We start from the raw sequence: 19,265 nt of genomic DNA on the forward strand, positions 1-19,265 counted from the left end.
GGATCGACCACGAATACTGCGCCGGGCAAGCGTTCCATGTCCTTAATGCCTCCCAGGAAGCGTTCCAATCGTTCCTTCTCATTGAGAAGACGAGCCACTTCCTTCTTGGTCAGGACTTCCATGGAGCCGTCCGCTTGCATCTTCTCCAATTCTTTCAGCCGCAACACCCGTTTGCGGATGGTTTTGTAGTTGGTGAGCATGCCGCCCAACCAGCGCTGATTGACGAAATACATGCCGCAACGGTTGGCTTCTTCCCTGATGGTTTCCTGGGCCTGTTTTTTGGTTCCGACAAACAGGACCCCTCTTCCCTCGGCGGCTACGCTTTTAATAAAATTGTAGGCATCGTCAAACTTCCGTACCGTCTGCTGTAAATCAATGATGTAAATCCCATTTCTCTCCATATAAATATAGGTAGCCATCTTGGGATTCCATCTGCGTGTCTGGTGTCCGAAATGCACTCCGGCTTCGAGGAGCTGCTTCATAGTAATTACTGACACCTGAACACCTCCTTTCAGTTTTATTCCTCCGCTGTTTCATTCCGGCTGAAAACTCACCGGGTGAGCACCTGCCAGCCAGTCCTGCAGCGTGTGTAATTACCAAAAATTAATATAACATAAGCCTGGTGGTTTGGCAATATTCGATTCGCGGCGGTTCTGCAATGAATAAAAGCCCGCATATGGATGGGGCTTCACACCTGCTATAGTCTTGCCAAAATCTGCGCTGATGATACCTTCCAGCGGTTTTATCCATCCTCCCGGGTTTGACAGCTGTTTATCAAATGCCGTTAGATAATAAAAAAGTACTTTTTGGCAGAAAACAAGGTTTTAACCGGCTGGTCGAGCCAATCGCCGGTTTTCTTCCAGATGCCTTTATAGCCAATACTATTTCTTTTCCTTAAGGAATCAACATATATCACCGGCAGAAAACCGAGCAGCAAGATCGCTGGACCGGATACCAGACCGGCGGCGAAACTCCCGGTTTTTACTTCTATGATCCGGGAGAATGGTGTAGCCAGCATCATTAAAGCAAGTAAGACGATCCAATGACGTTTTACCGCCAGGTCTTTTATCGATATGCCCATAAGCAGGCAGGTAGGGATTAAAGCCATGGCGATGACCAGCATAAACAGAATGACGGTTAGGAAATGCATGTAAACACCCCCTTAATATCACTGTCGGATACTTGAAGCATATGTTTAAAGAGCAAGGTTAGGTACTAATAATGGAATAAGCCAGATGATCCACATGACCAGGTGGGAAATGATAATAGCGACAGAGATGCCATTCATCCAAAATAAGGCGGAGGTAGCCCTTCTTCTCCTGGCCCATAATATTAATATAATTATTGAAATAACGAAAAAAATGCCTAGCCACACCAGCGAAGTGATCGGATAATTAACCCCGACCACTCTGGTGGGAACCTCGAAACCATTATATTGGGGAGGGCTGTAAATATTATTGATAATGTTAAATAAAAGCGGGCTCCAGGTGCAGAGCAGGGTCAGAATCGCCGCTATGATTATAACGGCCGAAATCAGGTAATGGGAAAATTTCCAGCTATGATTCATAACCTTTCGATCCTTCCTCAAGATTTGATGCTGCCACGTTTTCAGTTTGCCCATAACGGGGCTATCCTGTCAATCCGGTTGGTCCAGATCCCGCCTGTGTAATTGTCAGGCAGCAGCTTGATGTCGTCAAGGGTGTCAAATCCTTCCGAGAATTTCCCGTCACCGGCTACAACAATCACCCGGGTGTTGACCCGGTCCATTCGATTTAGAAAACGGTCCGGCCATCCCCATAAGAAAGAAGCATATTTAAGCGGTATATGCAGTTCGGTATTCCTGCAGGAATCGGGAACATATCCGGTCCAGCCAACCGCGGCATATGAAAGCAAAGCCTTCTTCAGCGTTGCCATGGACATAACCCGAAGCCGGGGGAGCCTTTGCTGCAAAACCGCTACCGGCTTATCACCGCCGTAAACCGCCAGTTGCTTCAAGCGGGCATCGGATTGTCTGCCCAGGTATTCAGCCAGAAGTTCCCCGTCCTGTGCCTCATTGGTTTTAATATGAATGAGCAGCGAGCGGTCCGGGAAGCGGTTCATTACTTCCTGAAGGGAAGGCATGAGTCCGACGCCCTGGCCTCTAAATGGAAAGGTCTTGCCTTGATCAGCGGTATAATTGCAGCCCACATCCAGACGTTTTAATTCGCTCATGGTATAGTCTTTAACGGAGCCGCTCCCGTCCGTTCTGTATTCCAGCGTCGCGTCATGAAAAACCGCAAACTGTCCGTCCCGGGTTGATTGGATATCCAGCTCGACGATATCGGCCCCGGCCTGAAATGCCGCCTCCATGGAAGGAATCGTGTTTTCCAGAAAAGGATGCTCAGGCGGGTAAATGCGCCGGGCGGTGTTGGTTGCGTTCGTAATCCCTTCCATACTAAAAGTTTGCGCCAGACCGCGATGGGCAAGAAGCACCGGCTCGCCCGAACGGTGTTCCGCTAGCAGGGAAGTATTATTCAAATATACAAAGGCAATCAAAAGTATTAACGCCCATACCATTTTCCGTTTACGAAGATTTATCAACTGCTTCATGGCCTTTTAATTCTCCATTAATATCGACTATACAAATATATTACCCCTCGCCGGGAACTTTCAATTTTAAACATCGGGAGATGCTACGGAGCAATTGCAACACACCGCTGCAACGAGGCAGCGCCTCATTATAATAAATCAAGGGAAAAAAAGAAATAGTTTATATTTTAGAGTAGGAAAAGACTTTGTGGGGACAACTTTCACGTTTCAAAAAACAACTATCCTTAATTCCAGACGTTTCTTTTGCCCTAACTGTAAAACTCGGGAAAATTGATATAGCATGAGATTGGATGGTTTGGCAATAATTCGATCCGCGGCGATTCTGCAATGAATAAAAGCCCGCATATGGATGGGGCTTCACACCTGCTATAATGTTGCCAAAATCTGCGCTGATGATACTTTCAAGTGGCTTTATCCATCTTTTTTTTTCGCTCCAAATTCAAAATCAGATGTACTTCGCCCTGTCCGCGCTGCAGTATCTGGGAGATTTGCTTAACATCCATCCCCTGCCTGTAGAGCTGATGAACTGCCAGGGTAGGATGCATGTGGCGGTAGGCCTCGTAATCTTCCTCTGCATAAGGCCCGGAAGCGGCGCCGGCCGGCTGGCATTGTTCGACTGCGGCCTTAAGTTCCCCGGACCCGGACTGCATCTCTAAATGCGCCTCAGCGGCGAGCTCCTGATAGAATTGGACTACCGGGTCAGGCCCCGCGGCCTGTTCTGCAGCAAGCCTGGAGGGGAGGCTTTGGGCGGCTTGCAGGCGCCGGTCGAAGTCATCGATAACGCTGCGGGAAAGGTCCACCGCGTTACTGAGCATGGCCTCCATATCCTGGCTTACCATCCGGGCTTCACTGATCAATTCCTCCAATTGTAGGGCTGAGGCCCGGGCGCTTTCCTGTTTAGCCCACCACAACCAGCCCAGGAGGATGAGGAAGATAACCGCGAAGACAGCCATAAACCACATCTCTCACATCAACCCCTAAATCTTTATATCAATAGTGTTGCCTTTAAAAAAATCTTTGAAAAGCTCTTGCTCCCCGTCCGGATTTTCATTGCCGGAACGGTGGCGGTCACGGCTTTGTTCCTGTTCTTGCTTTTTATTGTGTCTGTCCTCCAGGGTTTTAGCCTCAGGATCGCTCAGTTCCCGAACCGTCTGCCGGTTGGCTATGGTTTGATTGTTTATCAGCTGAGAAAACTCACCCTGGCGGTGGCTGGCCTCAGTACGCTGGGTTTGTTGAATACGAGCTATGTCGGCTACCTTTTGAACTAAAACCTGCATATCCACGCTTTTGATGCTCATAGCTGCCCCCCCATTCAGCGCAGCGGTACTACCCGCACCTCTCCCCGTTCTACAGCAAAGGCCGAATACTTAATGGGATCGTTGATGATGTAGATCAGCTTTCCGATGCTGATCCTGACCCCGGGATAGGCCACATCATGCGCTTTTACCATAGCATTCTCACTGCCCTCGAATTCATCTTCCAAAAACTCCATGCGCTGTTCCATCTCATCGATCTCCTGGCGCAGGGTTCTGTAAACATCCAGAAGCCTCATCAAGATCTGTTTTTGTTTGTTGCTCAGTTGTTCCGGGTTGTTGATCTGATGCTGGTAGGGCTTCAGGTTCTGGTTGATATTCCCCAGGGTGCGCCTCTTTTCTCCGCAGTTTTTGGTTATCTGCTGGTATTCATCACGGTAGTGCGGATTGATGCCGACTTCCACTACCGTCTGGGTAGCCAGCTGTGAACCCAGGACCTTGGATTCCACTTCCCGGCCGGCCTGTATTACTCCCCCCACGATAATGGCCTTTTTATCAGTGACTTTTACCATGCCGCCGGCTTTGACCTGAGACTGGATGATGGCATCTTTCACATATACGGACATTCCGGCTTCCAGGCGTGCATTCTCCACAAATCGGGCGGTGATATTACCCCCGGCCTTGACAAAGCCCTTGAGTCCTCCCCCGATACCGCCCCGCACCAGGATGCTGCCTTCAGCCACCACTTCAGCTCCTTCAATAGAGCCCCCGATCTCAATGTCACCCCCGGCTTTGACTTTAAAGCCGGTCATCACATTGCCCATAATGCGCACGGCGCCGATGAAATCGATGTCCCCGGTAGAGTAATCCACGTCGCCGCGCACATCAAAGATAGGGCTCACTTCGACGCGGTTGCTGATCATGCTGACATGTCCGTCGGTTTGAGCAAACAGGTAGCACCCGGTGGGATCGACAACCGTGTTCTTGCCGCCTGCCAATTTAAGGTCTTTTCCCTTTCTGGCCACCAGGGGAACCCCGGTCACATCCATTCCTGGAACCCCCTGGGATCCAGGGACCTTTTCGGCCAGGAGCTCGCCGGTGCGGACATTGTGGATAAGCCCCAGATCCTTGTAATTGGCATTGCCGGTTTCGTCAATTTTGGGGCTGTTTTTCTGCTGCGGCAAATCGAAATGATAAATGATTTGAGCATTGATTCCATGCTGAGGTTCTTTGCCGATGGCCACCAGTACGGTCTGGCCCCAGTTGTGCTTCTGCAAGGCTTTATTTACCAACACTTCATTAATACCAAAAACCACCCGGCTGTCAGTCAGGGCCTGCAGGGCTTTTTCCTTGCTGCAGGGCTTGCCGTCTCCGACAGGGGCAGTTATTTCCAAATAAGCGTTCATACGGTTTGCATCGATGGCCACCATGGCCTCACCGTCAACCGTGCTGCCAATGCTGTTCATATCCGTTTCCTCATTTACGTCACCAAGTGCTTTCTTTTGCTGAGACTGCCGCGCATTCTCATAATGGCTTTGGTATGAAGCTGTGATATCCTGGATTCAGACAGGCTCAAAACCGCTCCGATCTCCTTTAAGGTCAGGCCCTCGTAATAATAGAGGCCAACCACGATTTTTTCCTTTTCCGGCAATCGGGCAATGGTCTGGGCCAGCAGTTCTTTAACTTCACCAAGCTGCAGGAGTTCCAAAGCATCTCCGGCGTTTTCGTCCTCCAGCATATCTACGATACGTTTTTTACGGTTATCGCTGTCCTCGCCGGGAATAAAATCGTCCAGCGATATGATGGTGGAAGCGGCCACCTCTCTTAAAAGGTTGGCGAAGTCCTGCAGGCTAATGCCCAACTCCTTGGCCACCTCGGCGTCAGTAGCCGACCTTCCCAGGCGGGCCTCCAGATTGGTGTAGGTTCTCTCCAATTCTTTGCTTTTCTGCCTGACCGACACCGGTACCCAATCCATGGCCCTCAGGCCGTCAATGATGGAACCGCGGATGCGGGTGATGGCATAGGTTTCAAATTTGATGTTGCGCTTGTGGTCGAATTTTTCGATGGCATCGATTAAACCCTCAATACCATAGGAGATCAACTCATCCACTTCCACTACCGAAGACAGATTGATAGCCAGCCGATTCGCCACATACTTGACCAAATGGGCATAATGCACAATCAATTCGTCCCGTGCTTCGAGTTCGCGCCCTTCCTTATATTGAACCCATACCGTGCTCATATCTCTTTTCATTTATATGACTCTCTCCCCATCACCGAGTGTTTTGATCAACAACTCACCTGTAGCAGGATCGAAAACGATGGTGCGGCCTACATTTCCGCCCACGTCTTTGGCAACCATCTTGATGTTGTGTTTTTTCAAATTCTCCTCTACGGCCTGCACGTTGCGCAAACCGATCTTCATGATATCGCTCTCACCCAGGAATTTGAACATCTGAGCCCCGCCAGCTATTTTGGCGATAAGCCGGTTGGCGTTTATACCGTCCTTATTTAATTCACCCAGAACCATCTCCAGTGCGGTATCAGCGAATTTAGCCTGGTTGTGGGTATGACCCCGGGATAATTCACCAGACGGCAGCATGATGTGTGCCATGGCGCCTATCCTGCTTCTGGTATCGCACAAACAGATGCCGATGCAGGAGCCAAGCCCTGTGGTTATCAGTTTATTGGGGGCCCGGGCGATTTTGTAATCAGCCATGCCTACCTTGACGAAATTGCCCATCAGTTGTTCACCCCAAGCGCAGAGAGAATGGTGTCCAAAGCCTCAGGCTCGGGAAGCATAAAGAAGTGTCCCACCACATTGTGGTCATCTTTTTTAAAACAGGTCTCCAGAAGGAGAACATGATCAGCAACCTCGCCAAACTTTGCCAATATAGCGTCAAGAACAGATCCGGCCATGTCCATGGCCAGGGCCGGCACCGATGGGACCAGAGTCAGCCGGGTAAAAACGGATAAGGCATTGAGGTAAGTCGCAGCGATTATGTTTCCCATCTCGCGCATGGCAGACAATTCCAAATCGCCGAGATTATCAGGCCGGGTCTCCCCGATTCCTTTCCCCATAAGTAAATCTACCAAGACCACTGCCTGCTCAATAGGCAGCATGAAGAGGATATTGGAACTGACCGATCCCCCTACATTCAGGTACACACCAATAATATGGCGATCAGCGCCCCCCACCAGGTCGGGAACGGTATCAAACGGCAGGATTTTAACCCTGGGGACATTCATTTCAATTTTTGAGTTGATCAGCTGAGCCAAGGCGGTGGCGGCATTGCCCGCGCCGATGTTGCCGATCTCCTGAAGCGCATCCAACTGCATGTTGGAAAGATCACCGATGTACACCAATTTATTCCACCTACCTAATATTATCATTAATGAGAATTTTGTAAATATTAAGTAAAATTAAAATCCGATCCTCAATTTTGGCTATACCGTTGATATGACTGGCATTCATGCCTTGATAAACGTGGTCAGTGGCTTCGATATCCCCGGTGTTGATATGCAGAACTTCGGATACTTTGTCGACTATGATCGCCGCTTTAATATCATCCAGCTGGAACACGATGATACGCTGGTCTTCACTGCTGCCCCGGGCGGGCAGTTTAAACTTGGTGTGCAGGTTGAACAGCGGGATGATATTGCCGCGCAGGTTTATCACCCCTTCCACATAAGGTTCGGTTCGGGGAATGCGGGTGACTTTGTGCAGCTTGATGATTTCCTGAACATTGATGATGTCTACCGCATACTCTTCCAGGCCCAGTTGAAATGCGACTACCTGCATCTCTTGCTTGGAATCGCTGTAAGATTTATTCTCTACTGCCTGCATAACCTAAAACCTCCTCTAAAACAGGCTGGCTACATCCAGAATAAGATGAACATTGCCGTCTCCCGCCACGATGGCCCCGGCCAGCCCCGATATGCCGGACAGCAGCTTGCCCAGCGACTTGATGACGATCTCATGCTGGCCGATCAAGGCATCCACTACCAGCCCCGCCTGACGGTCTGCTTTCCGCACCACCACAACATAAGTAGATTCCTGGACGGGCGCCTCACCGGGCACGTCTAACAGGCTGCGCAGCCGGTATAATGGCAGTACTTTGCCGCGGAGCAGGATGACTTCCTGATTTTGCACCATTTTGATATCCTGATCGGATATCATGGTGGTTTCGTCAACATTGCTCAAAGGAATGGCATAGATCTCTTCACCGACTGATACCGTTAAAGCTTGAATGATGGCCAGGGTGAGAGGCAGCTTGATGGTAAAGCGAGTCCCCCGGCCTGCTTTGGAGACCACCGAGATCTCCCCGCCTATCGCTTCCATTTTGGCCTTGACCACATCCAGACCTACCCCGCGGCCGGATACATCAGTCACTTCGGCTGCAGTGCTGAACCCCGGCGTGAATACCAGCCTGAAGGCCTCCTCCGCAGTGATCTGTTCGGCTTCCCGGCTGCTGATCAGGCCTTTGTTTACGGCCTTTTCCAGTACCCGTTCCAAATTTATGCCGCGTCCATCGTCTTCCACCTCGATGTAGACATTGTTGCCTTCATGCCGGGCGGACAATTTTACCATGCCCCGGCCCGGTTTGCCTCCCTGCAGGCGTTCCTGAGGCAGTTCAATACCGTGATCCAGGGCGTTGCGCAGCAGGTGGATCAAAGGGTCGCCGATTTCATCAATCACGGTGCGATCCAGTTCGGTTTCCTGACCTTCCATAATAAAGTCGATTTCTTTGCCTAATTCTTTGGCCAGATCCCGGACCATGCGCGGAAAACGATTAAAGACCTGTTCGATAGGAACCATGCGCACCTTCATGACCACGGATTGCAGTTCGGTGGTAATGCGGTCCACCTGCTCGACGGTCTCCTCTAACTCGCTGTTTTTACTGATCAGGCCGATCTGCTCCAGGCGGCCTTTGTGCATAACCAGCTCGCCCACCAGATTCATCATTTCATCCAGTTTTTCTATGTCAACCCGCACTTTTTGCTTGAATTTCTGCACCTTGGAGCCGTTATCGGCCGGCTGCGCTTGAGCCGCCGGATTGCCCCGGTCTGCTTCGGCCTGATCTGGAACTTGACCAGCCTGGTACTCATCCAGACCAAATTCTTTGACGCTATTCGCCCTGACCTCGGAAATGCCGTTTATACGCCTTTGCACCTCTTCGGCATTAAGATGGGTGACATACAGGAGGGAAAAGCCGCTATCGAATTTCCCGTCCTCCAAATCTTGTACCGGCGGCGCTGCCTTGGTGATGTCGCCTTCAGACTCCAGAGCTTTAAATACCATAAAAGAGCGTACTGTTTTCATGGCGCAATTCTGATCCACCTCCACTTCGAGAAGCAGAACTTTAAAGCCCCTGTTGCGGGCTTCATCAATGAGGGCGAGGTCATAATCATTCAATTCAAACCTGACCGGCGCTTCACCCTCAGCCTGTGCCGCACGGGCCGGCACAGGCGCCGGTTCGGCCAGAGCAGCCGCTTGTGAATCGCCGCTTTTCAAGGTTTCCAGGAGAGCCACCAGGTCAGAATTGTCCAACTCTCCGCTTCGCTCTCTTTCGATGCCTTCCACCATGATCTGGATCCGGTCAAAACACCGGAACAATACGTCTGTAACCTGACCGTTGACCTCCAAAACCGCTTCCTTGAGGCTGGAGAGAACATCTTCCATATGGTGAGTAAGGTCGGCCAGGTCCTCGAAACCCATGGTGGAGGACATCCCCTTCAGGGTATGGGCAGCCCGGAAGATTTCATTTAATGCCGCTCCATTATGGGGCTGCTGCTCCAATTCCAAAAGGCACCGATTCAGATTGGCCAGATGCTCGCGGCTCTCTTCCAAAAAAACATCCAAGTATTGCGACATATCAATTGTCGTCAATTGAAACACCTCCAGGTTATTACAATGACGGTGAGGCTACAGCAATTTCATGATGGTGCCGGGGATCTCCGGCAAGGGCACCACAAAATCCACCTGCCCTGTTTCCACCGCCGCTTTGGGCATTCCGTACACCACACAGCTGGATTGGTGTTCTGCTATGGTCCGGGCCTTTTTGGCGCGGACTTGGAGCAGACCGGCGGCGCCGTCATGGCCCATACCGGTCATAATCACACAAACCATATGAGACCAGAACTGTTCGGCAGCCGATGCCAGCAAGACGTCAAATGCAGGCCGGCAACCGTGCAAGGGGGGTGACTGATCCAGCTTCACCAACAAATCCCGCCTGCCCCATTGCGCTGCTGCGGCGACTTTGAGATGGTAATCCCCCGGAGCCACATAAGCACAACCGGGAAGAATTTTCTCCCCTGGCTCGGCTTCCTTGACCCTTACTGCCGATACCTGGTCCAGCCGTTCGGCCAGGGAGCGGGTAAATCCGGCCGGCATGTGCTGCACGATCAGGATGGCGGCATTGATGTGGCCGGGCAGTTTGGGGATCACCTGATGCAATGCTTTAGGCCCTCCGGTGGAAGTCCCTATCAAGACCAGCTTGTTTAAACTGGCTTCCAGCCCGGATACTGTCCTGGGAGACGGTTCCGGCACATAGGCCTTGCGCAGGGATATTTTTTTTAGACTGCCCCGGGTTCCCGCAGCAATTTTAACCTTATTAACTATATCGTGGCTTGAGCCGGCGATATCCAGTGAAATTTGTGCGGAGGGTTTGGCCACAAAATCAACTGCTCCCAATTCCAGGGCTTTCATGGTAGCATCCGCGCCCTCGCTGGTCAGGTTGCTGAGCATGACAACCGGAACCGGCCGGGTCTGCATGATGGTCTTTAAGGCGGTCAAGCCGTCCATGCCCGGCATGGTAACATCCATTGTCACCACATCAGGTTTGAGTTCCTCAATGCGCTCCAAGGCCTCGCGCCCGTTTGAGGCCGTTCCAGCCACCTCTATCCCGGGGTCGCTGCTTAAGCGGTCGGCGATGAGCTTGCGCATGAATGCGGAGTCATCAACTACCAACACGCGAATCCTGGCCATTTGTTCATCCCCTCTTACGCTTCTAATAAACCCTTTTTGATCAATTCCCGCTGCATGGCAAACACAAAACGGGCAATCTGATCCCGGTCCTTTTCAGAAATATCTTCAAATTGAAGTGCGACCTGCCCTTTTCCCAGGCTGCCGGTTTGGTTGAAGACCCGCACGGTTTTAGCTTTGCAGGTGATCACTTCCGATGAGGGCAGGAATAGCTGCACTAAAAGCTCTTGCCCGGGCTTGACCGGAATTTCGGTGGACAGCAATACGCCTCCGGCACTGATGTCGACGGTTTGAGCCTCATAAGCGCTGAAATTATTGTTATTGTCACTCAGAAGGCGGAATTTCACCGGTAAAGCGGCATGTACACGCACATGCCTGCGCCGCTGCCCGACTGCCTGAATTACTTGGGGACGATAAACCGCCATCAAGGGCAGCGGTTTGAGTATACGCCTGATCACTGCGGTGTCAAATCCATAATAACTGCCATGATAAAAAATGCGCACCGCCAGTCTCTGCTTAGGATGCACCGGGATTAAGGCCCCCCGCCACATAGGCATGGAAAGGGCGAGGGTTTCGGCATCCATTCCCTCCACCCGGGCCGGCAGATACTCGATTTGATCCTTGATCAAGAGGCCTATCTCCAGGCGCATATTGAGCTTTATATCGCTGCTTTTCATGCCGCCCCCTAGCCATGGTCCCGCATAAAGCGCGTGATTTTTTGAAAGAACTTCTTTATGCCGCTGCCGCCGCTCTCCGCCGGTGAAGCCATGCCGCCGAGATTTACCAGGCGCCTGGCGATGTTCTGAATGTGCCGGGCGGCTGTACTTCTCGGATAGGCCTGCATCAGGGCCTTCTGCTGCCTGACCACTTCCCCTACCAGGCTGTCGCTGGGGATGCTGCCCAGCAGTTTTATATCAACATTGAGAAATTGTTTGCATACCAGGCGAAATTTCTCGGCCACCATCAATCCTTCGTTATTGTCAGACACCTGGTTTATCACCACTGACACCCCGCCCGCATAAGATTGCTTGGCGATGGTTTTAACGCAGCCATAGGCGTCGGTCAGTGAGGTCGGCTCCGGGGTGGTGATTACGATCACCTCGTCGGCGGCCAGCATAAAACTGATCACGTTTTTAGATATACCGGCCCCCGTATCTATAACCATGTAATCGTAATCGCCGTCCACCTTGCCCACTTCGATCAATATCCGGTTCAGCTCGGCATCGCTCAAGTTGGCCAATTCGTTGATGCCTGAACCGCCCGGAATGATCTTTAGTCCCAGAGGCCCGGTTATGATAATATCCTTCAGGCTTTTTCGCCCCTGCACCAGGTGCTGAATGTGATATTCGGGTGACAGCCCCAGCATAACGTCTATATTGGCCAGGCCCAGGTCAGCATCCAATAAGATAACCCGCTGTCCCTCGCTGCACAGGCTCAGCGACAGGTTTAACGCCAGGGTGCTTTTGCCCACCCCGCCTTTGCCGCTGCTGATCACAACGGTCCGGGTTTTTCTGCTGATGCCCATCATTTCGGCCTCTATTTGCTGGCGAACCCCTTGAGCCATTTTGCGCAGCTTGTCGGCCTGATCGCTTATCATGACTCATCTCCTCTCAACAGCATAGCGGCAATATTGAGGGAGTCGGGGACCTCAATATCATCGGGCACGTTTTGGCCGGTGGTGAAATAGGCCAAAGGCCGCTTAATCTCATTGAGGACGTTGATGATCTGGCCGTAGCGGTAAGTTTCGTCCAGTTTGGTGAATATCACCTTATTGACCGGTATTATGGAAAACTGCCGGTATACGTTGATGAGGTCTTTAGAGTCGGTGGTTACGCTCAATACCAGGATAATTTCATCAGGATGGCCCAATTCCACAAATTGATGCAGTTCAGCCATGTGCTCCCGGTTGTTGGGGCTCCGCCCGGCGGTGTCCACAAAAATGATATCATGCTGTTTGAATTCCTCCAGGGCGGCTTGCAGATCCAGGGGAGTGAAGGCTACACTGATAGGAATTCCTATGATGTCCGCAAAGGTGCGCAGCTGTTCGGCCGCAGAGATCCGGTAGGTATCAAGGGTGACCAAGGCCACCCGCTTGTTTTCCAGAAAGGTCATATTGGCGGCCAGCTTGGCAATGGTGGTGGTTTTGCCCACCCCGGTGGGCCCCACCACAAAAACCAGGTGGCCCTGCCGGCCCGTCTCCAGCTGTATAGGAGAAATATCCTGCACGTACTCCTGCAGGGTGCGCAGGCAGACATCGCGCGCCCATCGGTCATCACCGGACTCGGGCAGGCGGGCTTCAACACTGGCGGCTATTTCCTGGGCGATGCTTTTGTCTACATTATTGTGGAGGAGGATTTCATAAAAATAACGCACCGGCTCGGCCATGCCTTTGAGAAGATCGACTTCAAACATGCGGGCTTGAATGTCGCTCATCATGGCCTTCATCTTCTGCATTTCCTGCATCAGGCCGAGTTCGGCCCCGGGGTCCGTCATCATAACCGCCGGCTTTGCCGCCGCTCCTTCCGGCTCGACCGGCTTAGCCGTGCTCTGCCGCGCTTTGTCGGTATTGACCTGCAGGGTGTCGTCGACCGCCACCGTTATCTCTACTTGGGGAGGCGAAAACCAGCCCCGGAATCCCCGGGGTTTCACCTGCCGGGTCTGCAATATAATGGCGTCGGGCCCCATCTCCTGTTTGGCCAGCTGCAGGGCGGACTGAAAATCACGGGCCACATACTTCTTTATTTTCATGTCGAAACCATCCCTATCACTTCAACATTGGCATCACTGTCGACTTCATTGTATGACAAGACCACCAGGTTGGAAATAAAGCGGTCTATCAGGCGTTTGAAATAAAGGCGCAGTACCGGGGCGCAGATAAGAACGGGCGACTGCCCGCGCAGGCTCAGGTCTTCCTGCATACTGCTGATACGATCGATCATCTTCTGAGCAACATCCGGGTCCACCGCCAGGTAGGAGCCGAATTCGCTTTGCTGCACCGAATCGCGCAGGATTTCCTCCAGAGACGGGTCCAGGGTCAGAACCGCCAGTTTGCCCTGGTCATTGGCGTATTGCCTGGTTATCTGCCGTTTCAGGGCCTGGCGCACATACTCGGTCAATAAATCGGTGTCTTTAGTGATCTTGGCATAGTCGGCCAGGCTTTCGAGAATAGTGATCATGTCCCGGATAGACACCTGTTCTTTAAGCAGATTGGCCAAAACCCGCTGAATATCACCCAGACTCATTAAATCGGGAATCAGCTCATCGACCACTGCGGAATGGCTTTCTTTGATATAGCTGATGATGTTCTGAATCTCCTGCCGGCCCAATAATTCAAAAGCGTGGGCTTTGATCACCGAGGTCAGATGGGTGGCCAGCACCGAGGGGGGGTCGACTACCGTATATCCCGCCAGTTCGGCATGCTCTTTGTACGTGGTGCCGACCCAGCGGGCCGGCAGATTGAAGGCCGGTTCCACGGTGTTTATGCCCGGCAGGTCGGCATCGCTGCCAATCCCCGGGCCGATGGCCAGGTAATTTTCCAATAGCAGCTCGCCGTGAGCTATTTCTATGCCTTTGATTTTTATGGCATAGGAATTGGGCTTAAGCTGCATATTGTCGCGGATGCGCACCGGGGGTACGATAAAGCCCAGCTCCACCGCGCATTGCCTGCGTATCATCACGATACGGTCCAGGAGATCCCCGCCCTGATCGGAATCCACCAGGGGGATCAGGGCATAGCCCAGTTCCAGTTCCATTTTTTCTACCTGCAGCAGTTCGATGACATTTTCCGGCTTGCGGATCTGTTCGGCTTCCACATATTCTTCGCTCTCCGGCGCCGGGTCCGGCTCAGCCTGTTTATTGCGCAAATAGAAATACAAGAATCCGAAAAGGATACCCATTGAATACATAGGCAGTTTGGGGAGTCCTACCGTTCCCAGCGCGAACAGGATCAGGGCTGACATGCCCAGAGCGCGCGGGTAATTGAAGAGCTGCTTGGATAATTCCTGCCCCAAAGAATTGGTTGAGGCGCTGCGGGTCACAACGATGCCGGTGGCGGTAGAGATCAGCAGGGCCGGGATCTGGGTTACCAGACCGTCCCCCACCGTAAGTATGGTGTATATCTGCATGGACTCGGCCATGGAAAGCTGCCGTTGGGCCACACCGATGATAAATCCGCCTACGATATTGATGATTATGATGATGATCCCGGCGATGGCATCTCCTTTGACAAATTTGCTGGCCCCGTCCATAGCCCCGTAGAAGTCTGATTCGCGCTGCACCTTCTGGCGCCGGTCGCGGGCGGTTTGCTCATTGATCAAGCCGGCGTTGAGATCGGCGTCGATAGCCATCTGCTTCCCGGGCATGGCATCCAGGGTAAAGCGGGCCGCCACCTCCGAAACCCTTTCCGCGCCGCGGGTGATGACAATGAACTGAATAACCACCAGGATCAAGAAAATGACCATGCCCACCACCATATTGCCTCCCACCACAAAATTGCCGAAGGCTTCCACCACCTGCCCGGCATGGGCGTCAAGCAATATCAAGCGGGTGGTGGATACGTTCAAGGAGAGGCGGAACAGGGTCATGACCAGGAGCAATGAGGGGAATACCGAGAATTCCAGCGGGTCTACGTTGAACATGGACACCATCAGGATAATCAAAGCGAAAGTAATGTTAAAAGTCAAGAGGATGTCCAGCAAAAAAGGCGTCAGAGGGATGATCATCATCATCACGATGGTGACTACCAGCATGGCTATCAAAACGTCGCTGTTTGCCGTTAAGCGGTCTTTCCAGGCTTGTTCCTGGGCCACTTTCATTCCTCCCCGGTTACAGAGCCAGTTTTTTGTGGCGGTATACGAAGGCCAGAACCTCAGCTACGGCCTGATACATCTCCTCCGGCACCAGTGCCCCGATCTCTACGCTGTAGTACAGGGTGCGGGCCAGGGGCGGGTTCTCCACCATTACCACCTGATGCTCCTGTGCGATCTCCTTGATCTTCTGAGCTACGAAATCCTGGCCTTTGGCCACGACCATCGGGGCTTGCATCACATCCACCTCATATTTCAAAACCACGGCAAAATGGGTGGGATTGGTGATTACCACATCGGCTTTAGGGACCTCGGCCATCATCCGGCGCATGGCGTATTCGCGCTGAATCTGCTTCTGCCGGGCCTTGAGCTGAGGATCGCCCTCGCTCTGTTTGTATTCCTGCCGGATGTCATATTTGCTCATTTTCAAGGACTGTTCGTACTCATACCACTGGTAGAAATAATCCATAACCCCGATAATTATAAGCACCAGGCCGACTTTTAAAGCCAACTCAAATATCATATTGCTGAGCATTTTCACTATGGCCAGGGGGTCCATATCCACAAAACGCGGAAACAGGTCAAACTGCGTCTTGATGGTGGTATATACGATCCAGCCTACGATAACCACCTTGGCCATCGACTTGCCGAATTCCACCAGGGCGCGTTTGGAGAAGATGCGCTTGAATCCGGACAAAGGGTTGATGCGATCCGGCTTGGGAGATAAGGGTTCAGCGCTGAACACGAATCCCACCTGCATATAAGAAACCAGCAGGGCCGCTAAAAAGGTAGCTCCCATTATGGGCAAACATAACCGGGCCAGGACCAGCACCACTTCTCCCAGCAGGAACCGGGCATACTCCGGGGTAAACTCATACCAGCCCCGGTCCAGCAGATAGGTGGCGGTAAAGTGTTGCAAGGTGGAGACCATATGAGGCAGAGTGGCGAAGGTAACCACCGTTCCTACCGCCAGGATGACTGCCGCATTCAGGTCGCTGCTCTTGAATACCTGGCCTTTTTGCCGGGCCTCTTCCCTTTTTTTGGGGGTGGCCGGTTCCGTCCTTTCCCCGCTGCCCTGATCTTCTGCAAAAAGCTGGAGGTTAAAGCGATACCCGGCAAGCCGTTCATCCATGTCAGTTACCTCATCAAAGCCATGATTCCGTCAATATAGCCGAAAAACCTGGAGAAAAGCAGGTCAAATACCCACAGATATACCGGCAGCATCACCAGCAAACAGCCCAGCCCGATCAGGATCTTTAAGGGCAGCCCCACGATGAATACATTCATCTGCGGCACGGTCCGGGCGATGAATCCCATGGCCACATCAGTGATGAGTATGGCCACCACCAGAGGCGCGGCCACTTTCAAGGCGATCACAAACATTTCCGCACCGATGGAAAACAGGCTTTGATAGAATCCGCTGCCCAGTTTCAGTCCCAAAACCGGGATCACCTGGTAACTCTGGGCCACTGCCTGCAGCAGATAGTGGTGGCCATTGACCGCCAGATAGAACAACAGGGCTACGGTCTGGGTCAGGTTGCCCATCAGGGGAATCTGCATTCCCGATTGGGGATCAATTACATTGACAATGGCAAAGCCCATCTGCATATCCATCAATTGGCCGGCGGTTTGGATTCCGGCAAAGAGCATATAAGCAACCAGGCCAATTGTATAGCCCACCAGGATCTCCAGGACCACCGCCGCCATCATATACAGCGGGTTGGCGATCTCCACCCCGGAGGCAACGGGTAGAAAGTAGGCCATCATGCCGGCCAGGGCCAGGACCAGGATAATTTTAACCTGCCCCGGCATTTGCCTGCTGCTGAAGATGGGAGCGCTCAGAAACAAGCCGGATATTCTGGCCAGAACCAGGAGAAAGCCAAGGGCGGTAAATCCCATAGAACCCCTCTTTCTAGATGGTCACCATCTGGGGAATGGCCGTCAGCAAATTATGGGTGAAACTCACCAGAATATTGAGCATCCAGGGGCCGAAGATGAGCACCACCAGCAAGACCACTACAATTTTAGGCACAAACACCAGGGTCATTTCCTGAATCTGGGTGGTAGCCTGCAGTATGCTGATTAATAAACCGGTCAATAAGGCTGCGCCGAGAATGGGTGCTGATATAAGCAAGACGGTCAACACAGCTTCATTGGCAATCCCCAGTACAATGTCTTCGTACACTTTTTAAGGACCTCCCATTTATTTGAAACTCAATACCAGTGACTGAATCACCAGATCCCACCCGTCAACCAGGATGAACAGCAATATCTTAAAGGGCAGGGAGATCATCATCGGGGGCAGCATCATCATGCCCATAGACATCAAAGCGCTGGCAACCACCATATCGATCACCAGAAAAGGTATAAAAATAATGAAGCCGATCTGGAAAGCGGTTTTCAATTCACTGATGATAAAGGACGGAATCAGGACATAATTGGGTATATCGCTGAAATTGCGGGGCCGCTCCATTTGGGAAAGGCTGACAAACAGAGCCAGGTCCTTTTCCCGGGTCTGTTTAAACATAAAGCTGCGCAGTGGATCCATACCCTGGGTGAAGGCGGTCTGCTGGTCAATCTCCCCTTTCATGAAGGGCTGCAGGGCATTGTTGTTAACCTCCTGCAATACCGGAGCCATCACAAAAAAGGTCAAAAATAAAGCCAGGCCAATCAGGATCTGATTGGGCGGCATCTGCTGCGTGGCCAGCGAACTGCGCACAAAGGACAATACCACTATGATGCGGGTAAAGGAGGTCAGCATGATCAATATGGCCGGAGCCAGAGAAAGCACGGTCAAAAGCATAACCAGCTGCAGGGCCGATGATAATCCCTGCGGGTCGGCCGGATCCCCCCCGCCGATCTGCAGGTCGATATCAGGCAGCTGTATGGGCTCGGCCAGCGCCGGCTGGGCGAACCACATCACAAGGGCGGCTGCCAGACTCACCGCCGCTGAGGCATATAATAATTTTCTGGTCCTGTTACTCACAATCATCACTGCTTTTCACTTGGATCCCTTCTCGGCGTGGTTGGAAATCATATCCTGTAAACGGCGCGCCTGTTCGGCCATCAACTGGCTGAACTGATTATTGGAACTCCCCGGGCGGCTTCCGGGGGGCAAAGTCTGTCCCAATATCTTCGCCAACGGTCCCGGCTGGGCTTGACGGTCTGACAGAGGCTCCTGACTGATCTCTTCCAGCAGCTTGGCATTGTCAGTCTCAAACAACAGGTTGATGTGGTGTTCGGTGATACCCAGAGCGTAGAGCTTGCCCCCCACTTCGCAGAGTGCTATGCCCCGGTTCTGGCCCAGGATGACTTCGTCCACGATATGGACGTAAACGCCCTGCGATCGCGCCCTGGCGTTTTGGCCCAGATAACGGATCACCCAGCCCGAGGCGGCGATCAAAAGCAGAAGGAAAAACACCAGTTTGACGAATTCCCACCACAGGTTATTCTGCTGCGGGGCATTTTCCTGCCCCTTGTCAAGTTCCTCCTGCACGGCCCCGATGTCGTCTACCGCCCCGGTAATAGGAGCTGACAGCTGTAGGAAAGACAGGGCCAGCAAAATGATCAATAGGCACCGGCCTGCGTTTTTTCCGGTTTTAAGCCTTAGCATCACTGGTTAAAAGCCTTGCC

General features: G+C 52.3%; 22 protein-coding genes. All 22 read right to left on the bottom strand.

Features of this window, described 5'->3' with window-relative positions; all coding sequences use genetic code 11:
• The coding region (gene rpsB / locus B3W37_RS03085; RefSeq protein ID WP_483174753.1) for a 30S ribosomal protein S2 at positions 1-497 on the bottom strand (497 nt) is incomplete at its 3' end.
• Positions 498-784: 287 nt separating this feature from the next.
• Positions 785-1,150, bottom strand: coding sequence for a hypothetical protein (locus B3W37_RS03090; RefSeq protein ID WP_483171118.1), 366 nt, complete (start codon positions 1,148-1,150; stop codon positions 785-787).
• A gap of 45 nt (positions 1,151-1,195) precedes the next feature.
• Positions 1,196-1,621: a hypothetical protein gene (locus tag B3W37_RS03095; RefSeq protein WP_483174754.1), complete on the bottom strand. Its 426-nt coding sequence runs from the start codon at positions 1,619-1,621 to the stop codon at positions 1,196-1,198.
• Positions 1,609-2,589, bottom strand: coding sequence for a glycerophosphodiester phosphodiesterase family protein (locus B3W37_RS03100; protein WP_483171117.1), 981 nt, complete (start codon positions 2,587-2,589; stop codon positions 1,609-1,611). The genes B3W37_RS03095 and B3W37_RS03100 overlap by 13 nt, the downstream gene beginning before the upstream one ends.
• A 401-nt stretch (positions 2,590-2,990) precedes the next feature.
• On the bottom strand, positions 2,991-3,551 hold the full coding sequence (locus B3W37_RS03105; protein ID WP_483171116.1) for a DUF6115 domain-containing protein: 561 nt from the start codon (positions 3,549-3,551) through the stop codon (positions 2,991-2,993).
• Between the two features lie 15 nt (positions 3,552-3,566).
• The gene (locus tag B3W37_RS03110) at positions 3,567-3,887 is read right to left on the bottom strand and encodes a hypothetical protein (protein ID WP_481040047.1); all 321 of its coding nucleotides are present in this window, start codon (positions 3,885-3,887) and stop codon (positions 3,567-3,569) included.
• Between the two features lie 14 nt (positions 3,888-3,901).
• Complete coding sequence (locus tag B3W37_RS03115) at positions 3,902-5,308, bottom strand: DUF342 domain-containing protein (protein ID WP_483171115.1); 1,407 nt, start codon at positions 5,306-5,308, stop codon at positions 3,902-3,904.
• 14 nt (positions 5,309-5,322) lie between these two features.
• Positions 5,323-6,096 carry a FliA/WhiG family RNA polymerase sigma factor gene (locus tag B3W37_RS03120; protein WP_481040051.1) on the bottom strand — a complete coding sequence of 258 codons (774 nt, stop codon included), beginning with the start codon at positions 6,094-6,096 and terminating at the stop codon, positions 5,323-5,325.
• On the bottom strand, positions 6,097-6,585 hold the full coding sequence (locus B3W37_RS03125) for a chemotaxis protein CheD (RefSeq protein WP_483171114.1): 489 nt from the start codon (positions 6,583-6,585) through the stop codon (positions 6,097-6,099). It lies immediately after the preceding gene.
• The gene (locus tag B3W37_RS03130; protein ID WP_481040055.1) at positions 6,585-7,205 is read right to left on the bottom strand and encodes a chemotaxis protein CheC; all 621 of its coding nucleotides are present in this window, start codon (positions 7,203-7,205) and stop codon (positions 6,585-6,587) included. Before B3W37_RS03130 ends, B3W37_RS03125 begins: the two co-directional genes overlap by 1 nt.
• Before the next feature lie 13 nt (positions 7,206-7,218).
• On the bottom strand, positions 7,219-7,689 hold the full coding sequence (locus B3W37_RS03135) for a chemotaxis protein CheW (protein ID WP_481040057.1): 471 nt from the start codon (positions 7,687-7,689) through the stop codon (positions 7,219-7,221).
• A gap of 15 nt (positions 7,690-7,704) precedes the next feature.
• The gene (locus B3W37_RS03140) at positions 7,705-9,732 is read right to left on the bottom strand and encodes a chemotaxis protein CheW (protein ID WP_483174755.1); all 2,028 of its coding nucleotides are present in this window, start codon (positions 9,730-9,732) and stop codon (positions 7,705-7,707) included.
• Positions 9,733-9,768: 36 nt separating this feature from the next.
• Positions 9,769-10,830, bottom strand: a complete 1,062-nt coding sequence (locus tag B3W37_RS03145; protein WP_483174756.1) for a protein-glutamate methylesterase/protein-glutamine glutaminase — start codon at positions 10,828-10,830, stop codon at positions 9,769-9,771.
• A 14-nt stretch (positions 10,831-10,844) separates the two neighbouring features.
• Positions 10,845-11,504, bottom strand: a complete 660-nt coding sequence (locus B3W37_RS03150) for a flagellar brake protein (RefSeq protein ID WP_483171109.1) — start codon at positions 11,502-11,504, stop codon at positions 10,845-10,847.
• Positions 11,505-11,512: 8 nt separating this feature from the next.
• Positions 11,513-12,424 carry a MinD/ParA family protein gene (locus B3W37_RS03155; RefSeq protein WP_481040065.1) on the bottom strand — a complete coding sequence of 304 codons (912 nt, stop codon included), beginning with the start codon at positions 12,422-12,424 and terminating at the stop codon, positions 11,513-11,515.
• Positions 12,421-13,575 (bottom strand): flagellar biosynthesis GTPase FlhF, encoded by a 1,155-nt coding sequence (gene flhF, locus B3W37_RS03160; protein ID WP_483171107.1) that lies wholly within the window; start codon positions 13,573-13,575, stop codon positions 12,421-12,423. Before flhF ends, B3W37_RS03155 begins: the two co-directional genes overlap by 4 nt.
• Positions 13,572-15,635, bottom strand: coding sequence for a flagellar biosynthesis protein FlhA (gene flhA, locus B3W37_RS03165; protein WP_483174757.1), 2,064 nt, complete (start codon positions 15,633-15,635; stop codon positions 13,572-13,574). Before flhA ends, flhF begins: the two co-directional genes overlap by 4 nt.
• A gap of 16 nt (positions 15,636-15,651) precedes the next feature.
• A complete protein-coding gene (flhB, locus tag B3W37_RS03170) occupies positions 15,652-16,764 on the bottom strand; it encodes a flagellar biosynthesis protein FlhB (protein ID WP_483174758.1) in 1,113 nt (370 codons plus the stop codon).
• Positions 16,765-16,769: 5 nt separating this feature from the next.
• Positions 16,770-17,531, bottom strand: a complete 762-nt coding sequence (fliR, locus tag B3W37_RS03175; RefSeq protein ID WP_483174759.1) for a flagellar biosynthetic protein FliR — start codon at positions 17,529-17,531, stop codon at positions 16,770-16,772.
• Positions 17,532-17,544: 13 nt separating this feature from the next.
• Positions 17,545-17,817, bottom strand: coding sequence for a flagellar biosynthesis protein FliQ (gene fliQ, locus B3W37_RS03180; protein ID WP_481040074.1), 273 nt, complete (start codon positions 17,815-17,817; stop codon positions 17,545-17,547).
• An 18-nt stretch (positions 17,818-17,835) separates the two neighbouring features.
• Positions 17,836-18,624, bottom strand: a complete 789-nt coding sequence (fliP, locus tag B3W37_RS03185) for a flagellar type III secretion system pore protein FliP (protein ID WP_483168483.1) — start codon at positions 18,622-18,624, stop codon at positions 17,836-17,838.
• Between the two features lie 9 nt (positions 18,625-18,633).
• A complete protein-coding gene (locus B3W37_RS03190) occupies positions 18,634-19,203 on the bottom strand; it encodes a flagellar biosynthetic protein FliO (RefSeq protein WP_483174760.1) in 570 nt (189 codons plus the stop codon).
• Positions 19,204-19,265 lie beyond the last annotated feature (62 nt).

The organism is Syntrophomonas sp. UBA5494, assembly GCF_002426325.1.

What these genes read in the sequence shown, in the direction of transcription:
- B3W37_RS03095 (WP_483174754.1), bottom strand. Translation starts at nt 1,621, where the DNA reads ATGGGCAAACTGAAAACGTGGCAGCATCAAATCTTGAGGAAGGATCGA.
- flhF (WP_483171107.1), bottom strand. Translation starts at nt 13,575, where the DNA reads ATGAAAATAAAGAAGTATGTGGCCCGTGATTTTCAGTCCGCCCTGCAG.
- B3W37_RS03150 (WP_483171109.1), bottom strand. Translation starts at nt 11,504, where the DNA reads ATGAAAAGCAGCGATATAAAGCTCAATATGCGCCTGGAGATAGGCCTC.
- B3W37_RS03105 (WP_483171116.1), bottom strand. Translation starts at nt 3,551, where the DNA reads ATGTGGTTTATGGCTGTCTTCGCGGTTATCTTCCTCATCCTCCTGGGC.
- B3W37_RS03100 (WP_483171117.1), bottom strand. Translation starts at nt 2,589, where the DNA reads ATGAAGCAGTTGATAAATCTTCGTAAACGGAAAATGGTATGGGCGTTA.
- B3W37_RS03135 (WP_481040057.1), bottom strand. Translation starts at nt 7,689, where the DNA reads ATGCAGGCAGTAGAGAATAAATCTTACAGCGATTCCAAGCAAGAGATG.
- fliP (WP_483168483.1), bottom strand. Translation starts at nt 18,624, where the DNA reads ATGATTGTGAGTAACAGGACCAGAAAATTATTATATGCCTCAGCGGCG.
- B3W37_RS03110 (WP_481040047.1), bottom strand. Translation starts at nt 3,887, where the DNA reads ATGAGCATCAAAAGCGTGGATATGCAGGTTTTAGTTCAAAAGGTAGCC.
- B3W37_RS03155 (WP_481040065.1), bottom strand. Translation starts at nt 12,424, where the DNA reads ATGATAAGCGATCAGGCCGACAAGCTGCGCAAAATGGCTCAAGGGGTT.
- B3W37_RS03115 (WP_483171115.1), bottom strand. Translation starts at nt 5,308, where the DNA reads ATGAACAGCATTGGCAGCACGGTTGACGGTGAGGCCATGGTGGCCATC.
- B3W37_RS03120 (WP_481040051.1), bottom strand. Translation starts at nt 6,096, where the DNA reads ATGAAAAGAGATATGAGCACGGTATGGGTTCAATATAAGGAAGGGCGC.
- flhB (WP_483174758.1), bottom strand. Translation starts at nt 16,764, where the DNA reads ATGGATGAACGGCTTGCCGGGTATCGCTTTAACCTCCAGCTTTTTGCA.
- B3W37_RS03145 (WP_483174756.1), bottom strand. Translation starts at nt 10,830, where the DNA reads ATGGCCAGGATTCGCGTGTTGGTAGTTGATGACTCCGCATTCATGCGC.
- B3W37_RS03125 (WP_483171114.1), bottom strand. Translation starts at nt 6,585, where the DNA reads ATGGGCAATTTCGTCAAGGTAGGCATGGCTGATTACAAAATCGCCCGG.
- fliR (WP_483174759.1), bottom strand. Translation starts at nt 17,531, where the DNA reads ATGGGATTTACCGCCCTTGGCTTTCTCCTGGTTCTGGCCAGAATATCC.
- B3W37_RS03090 (WP_483171118.1), bottom strand. Translation starts at nt 1,150, where the DNA reads ATGCATTTCCTAACCGTCATTCTGTTTATGCTGGTCATCGCCATGGCT.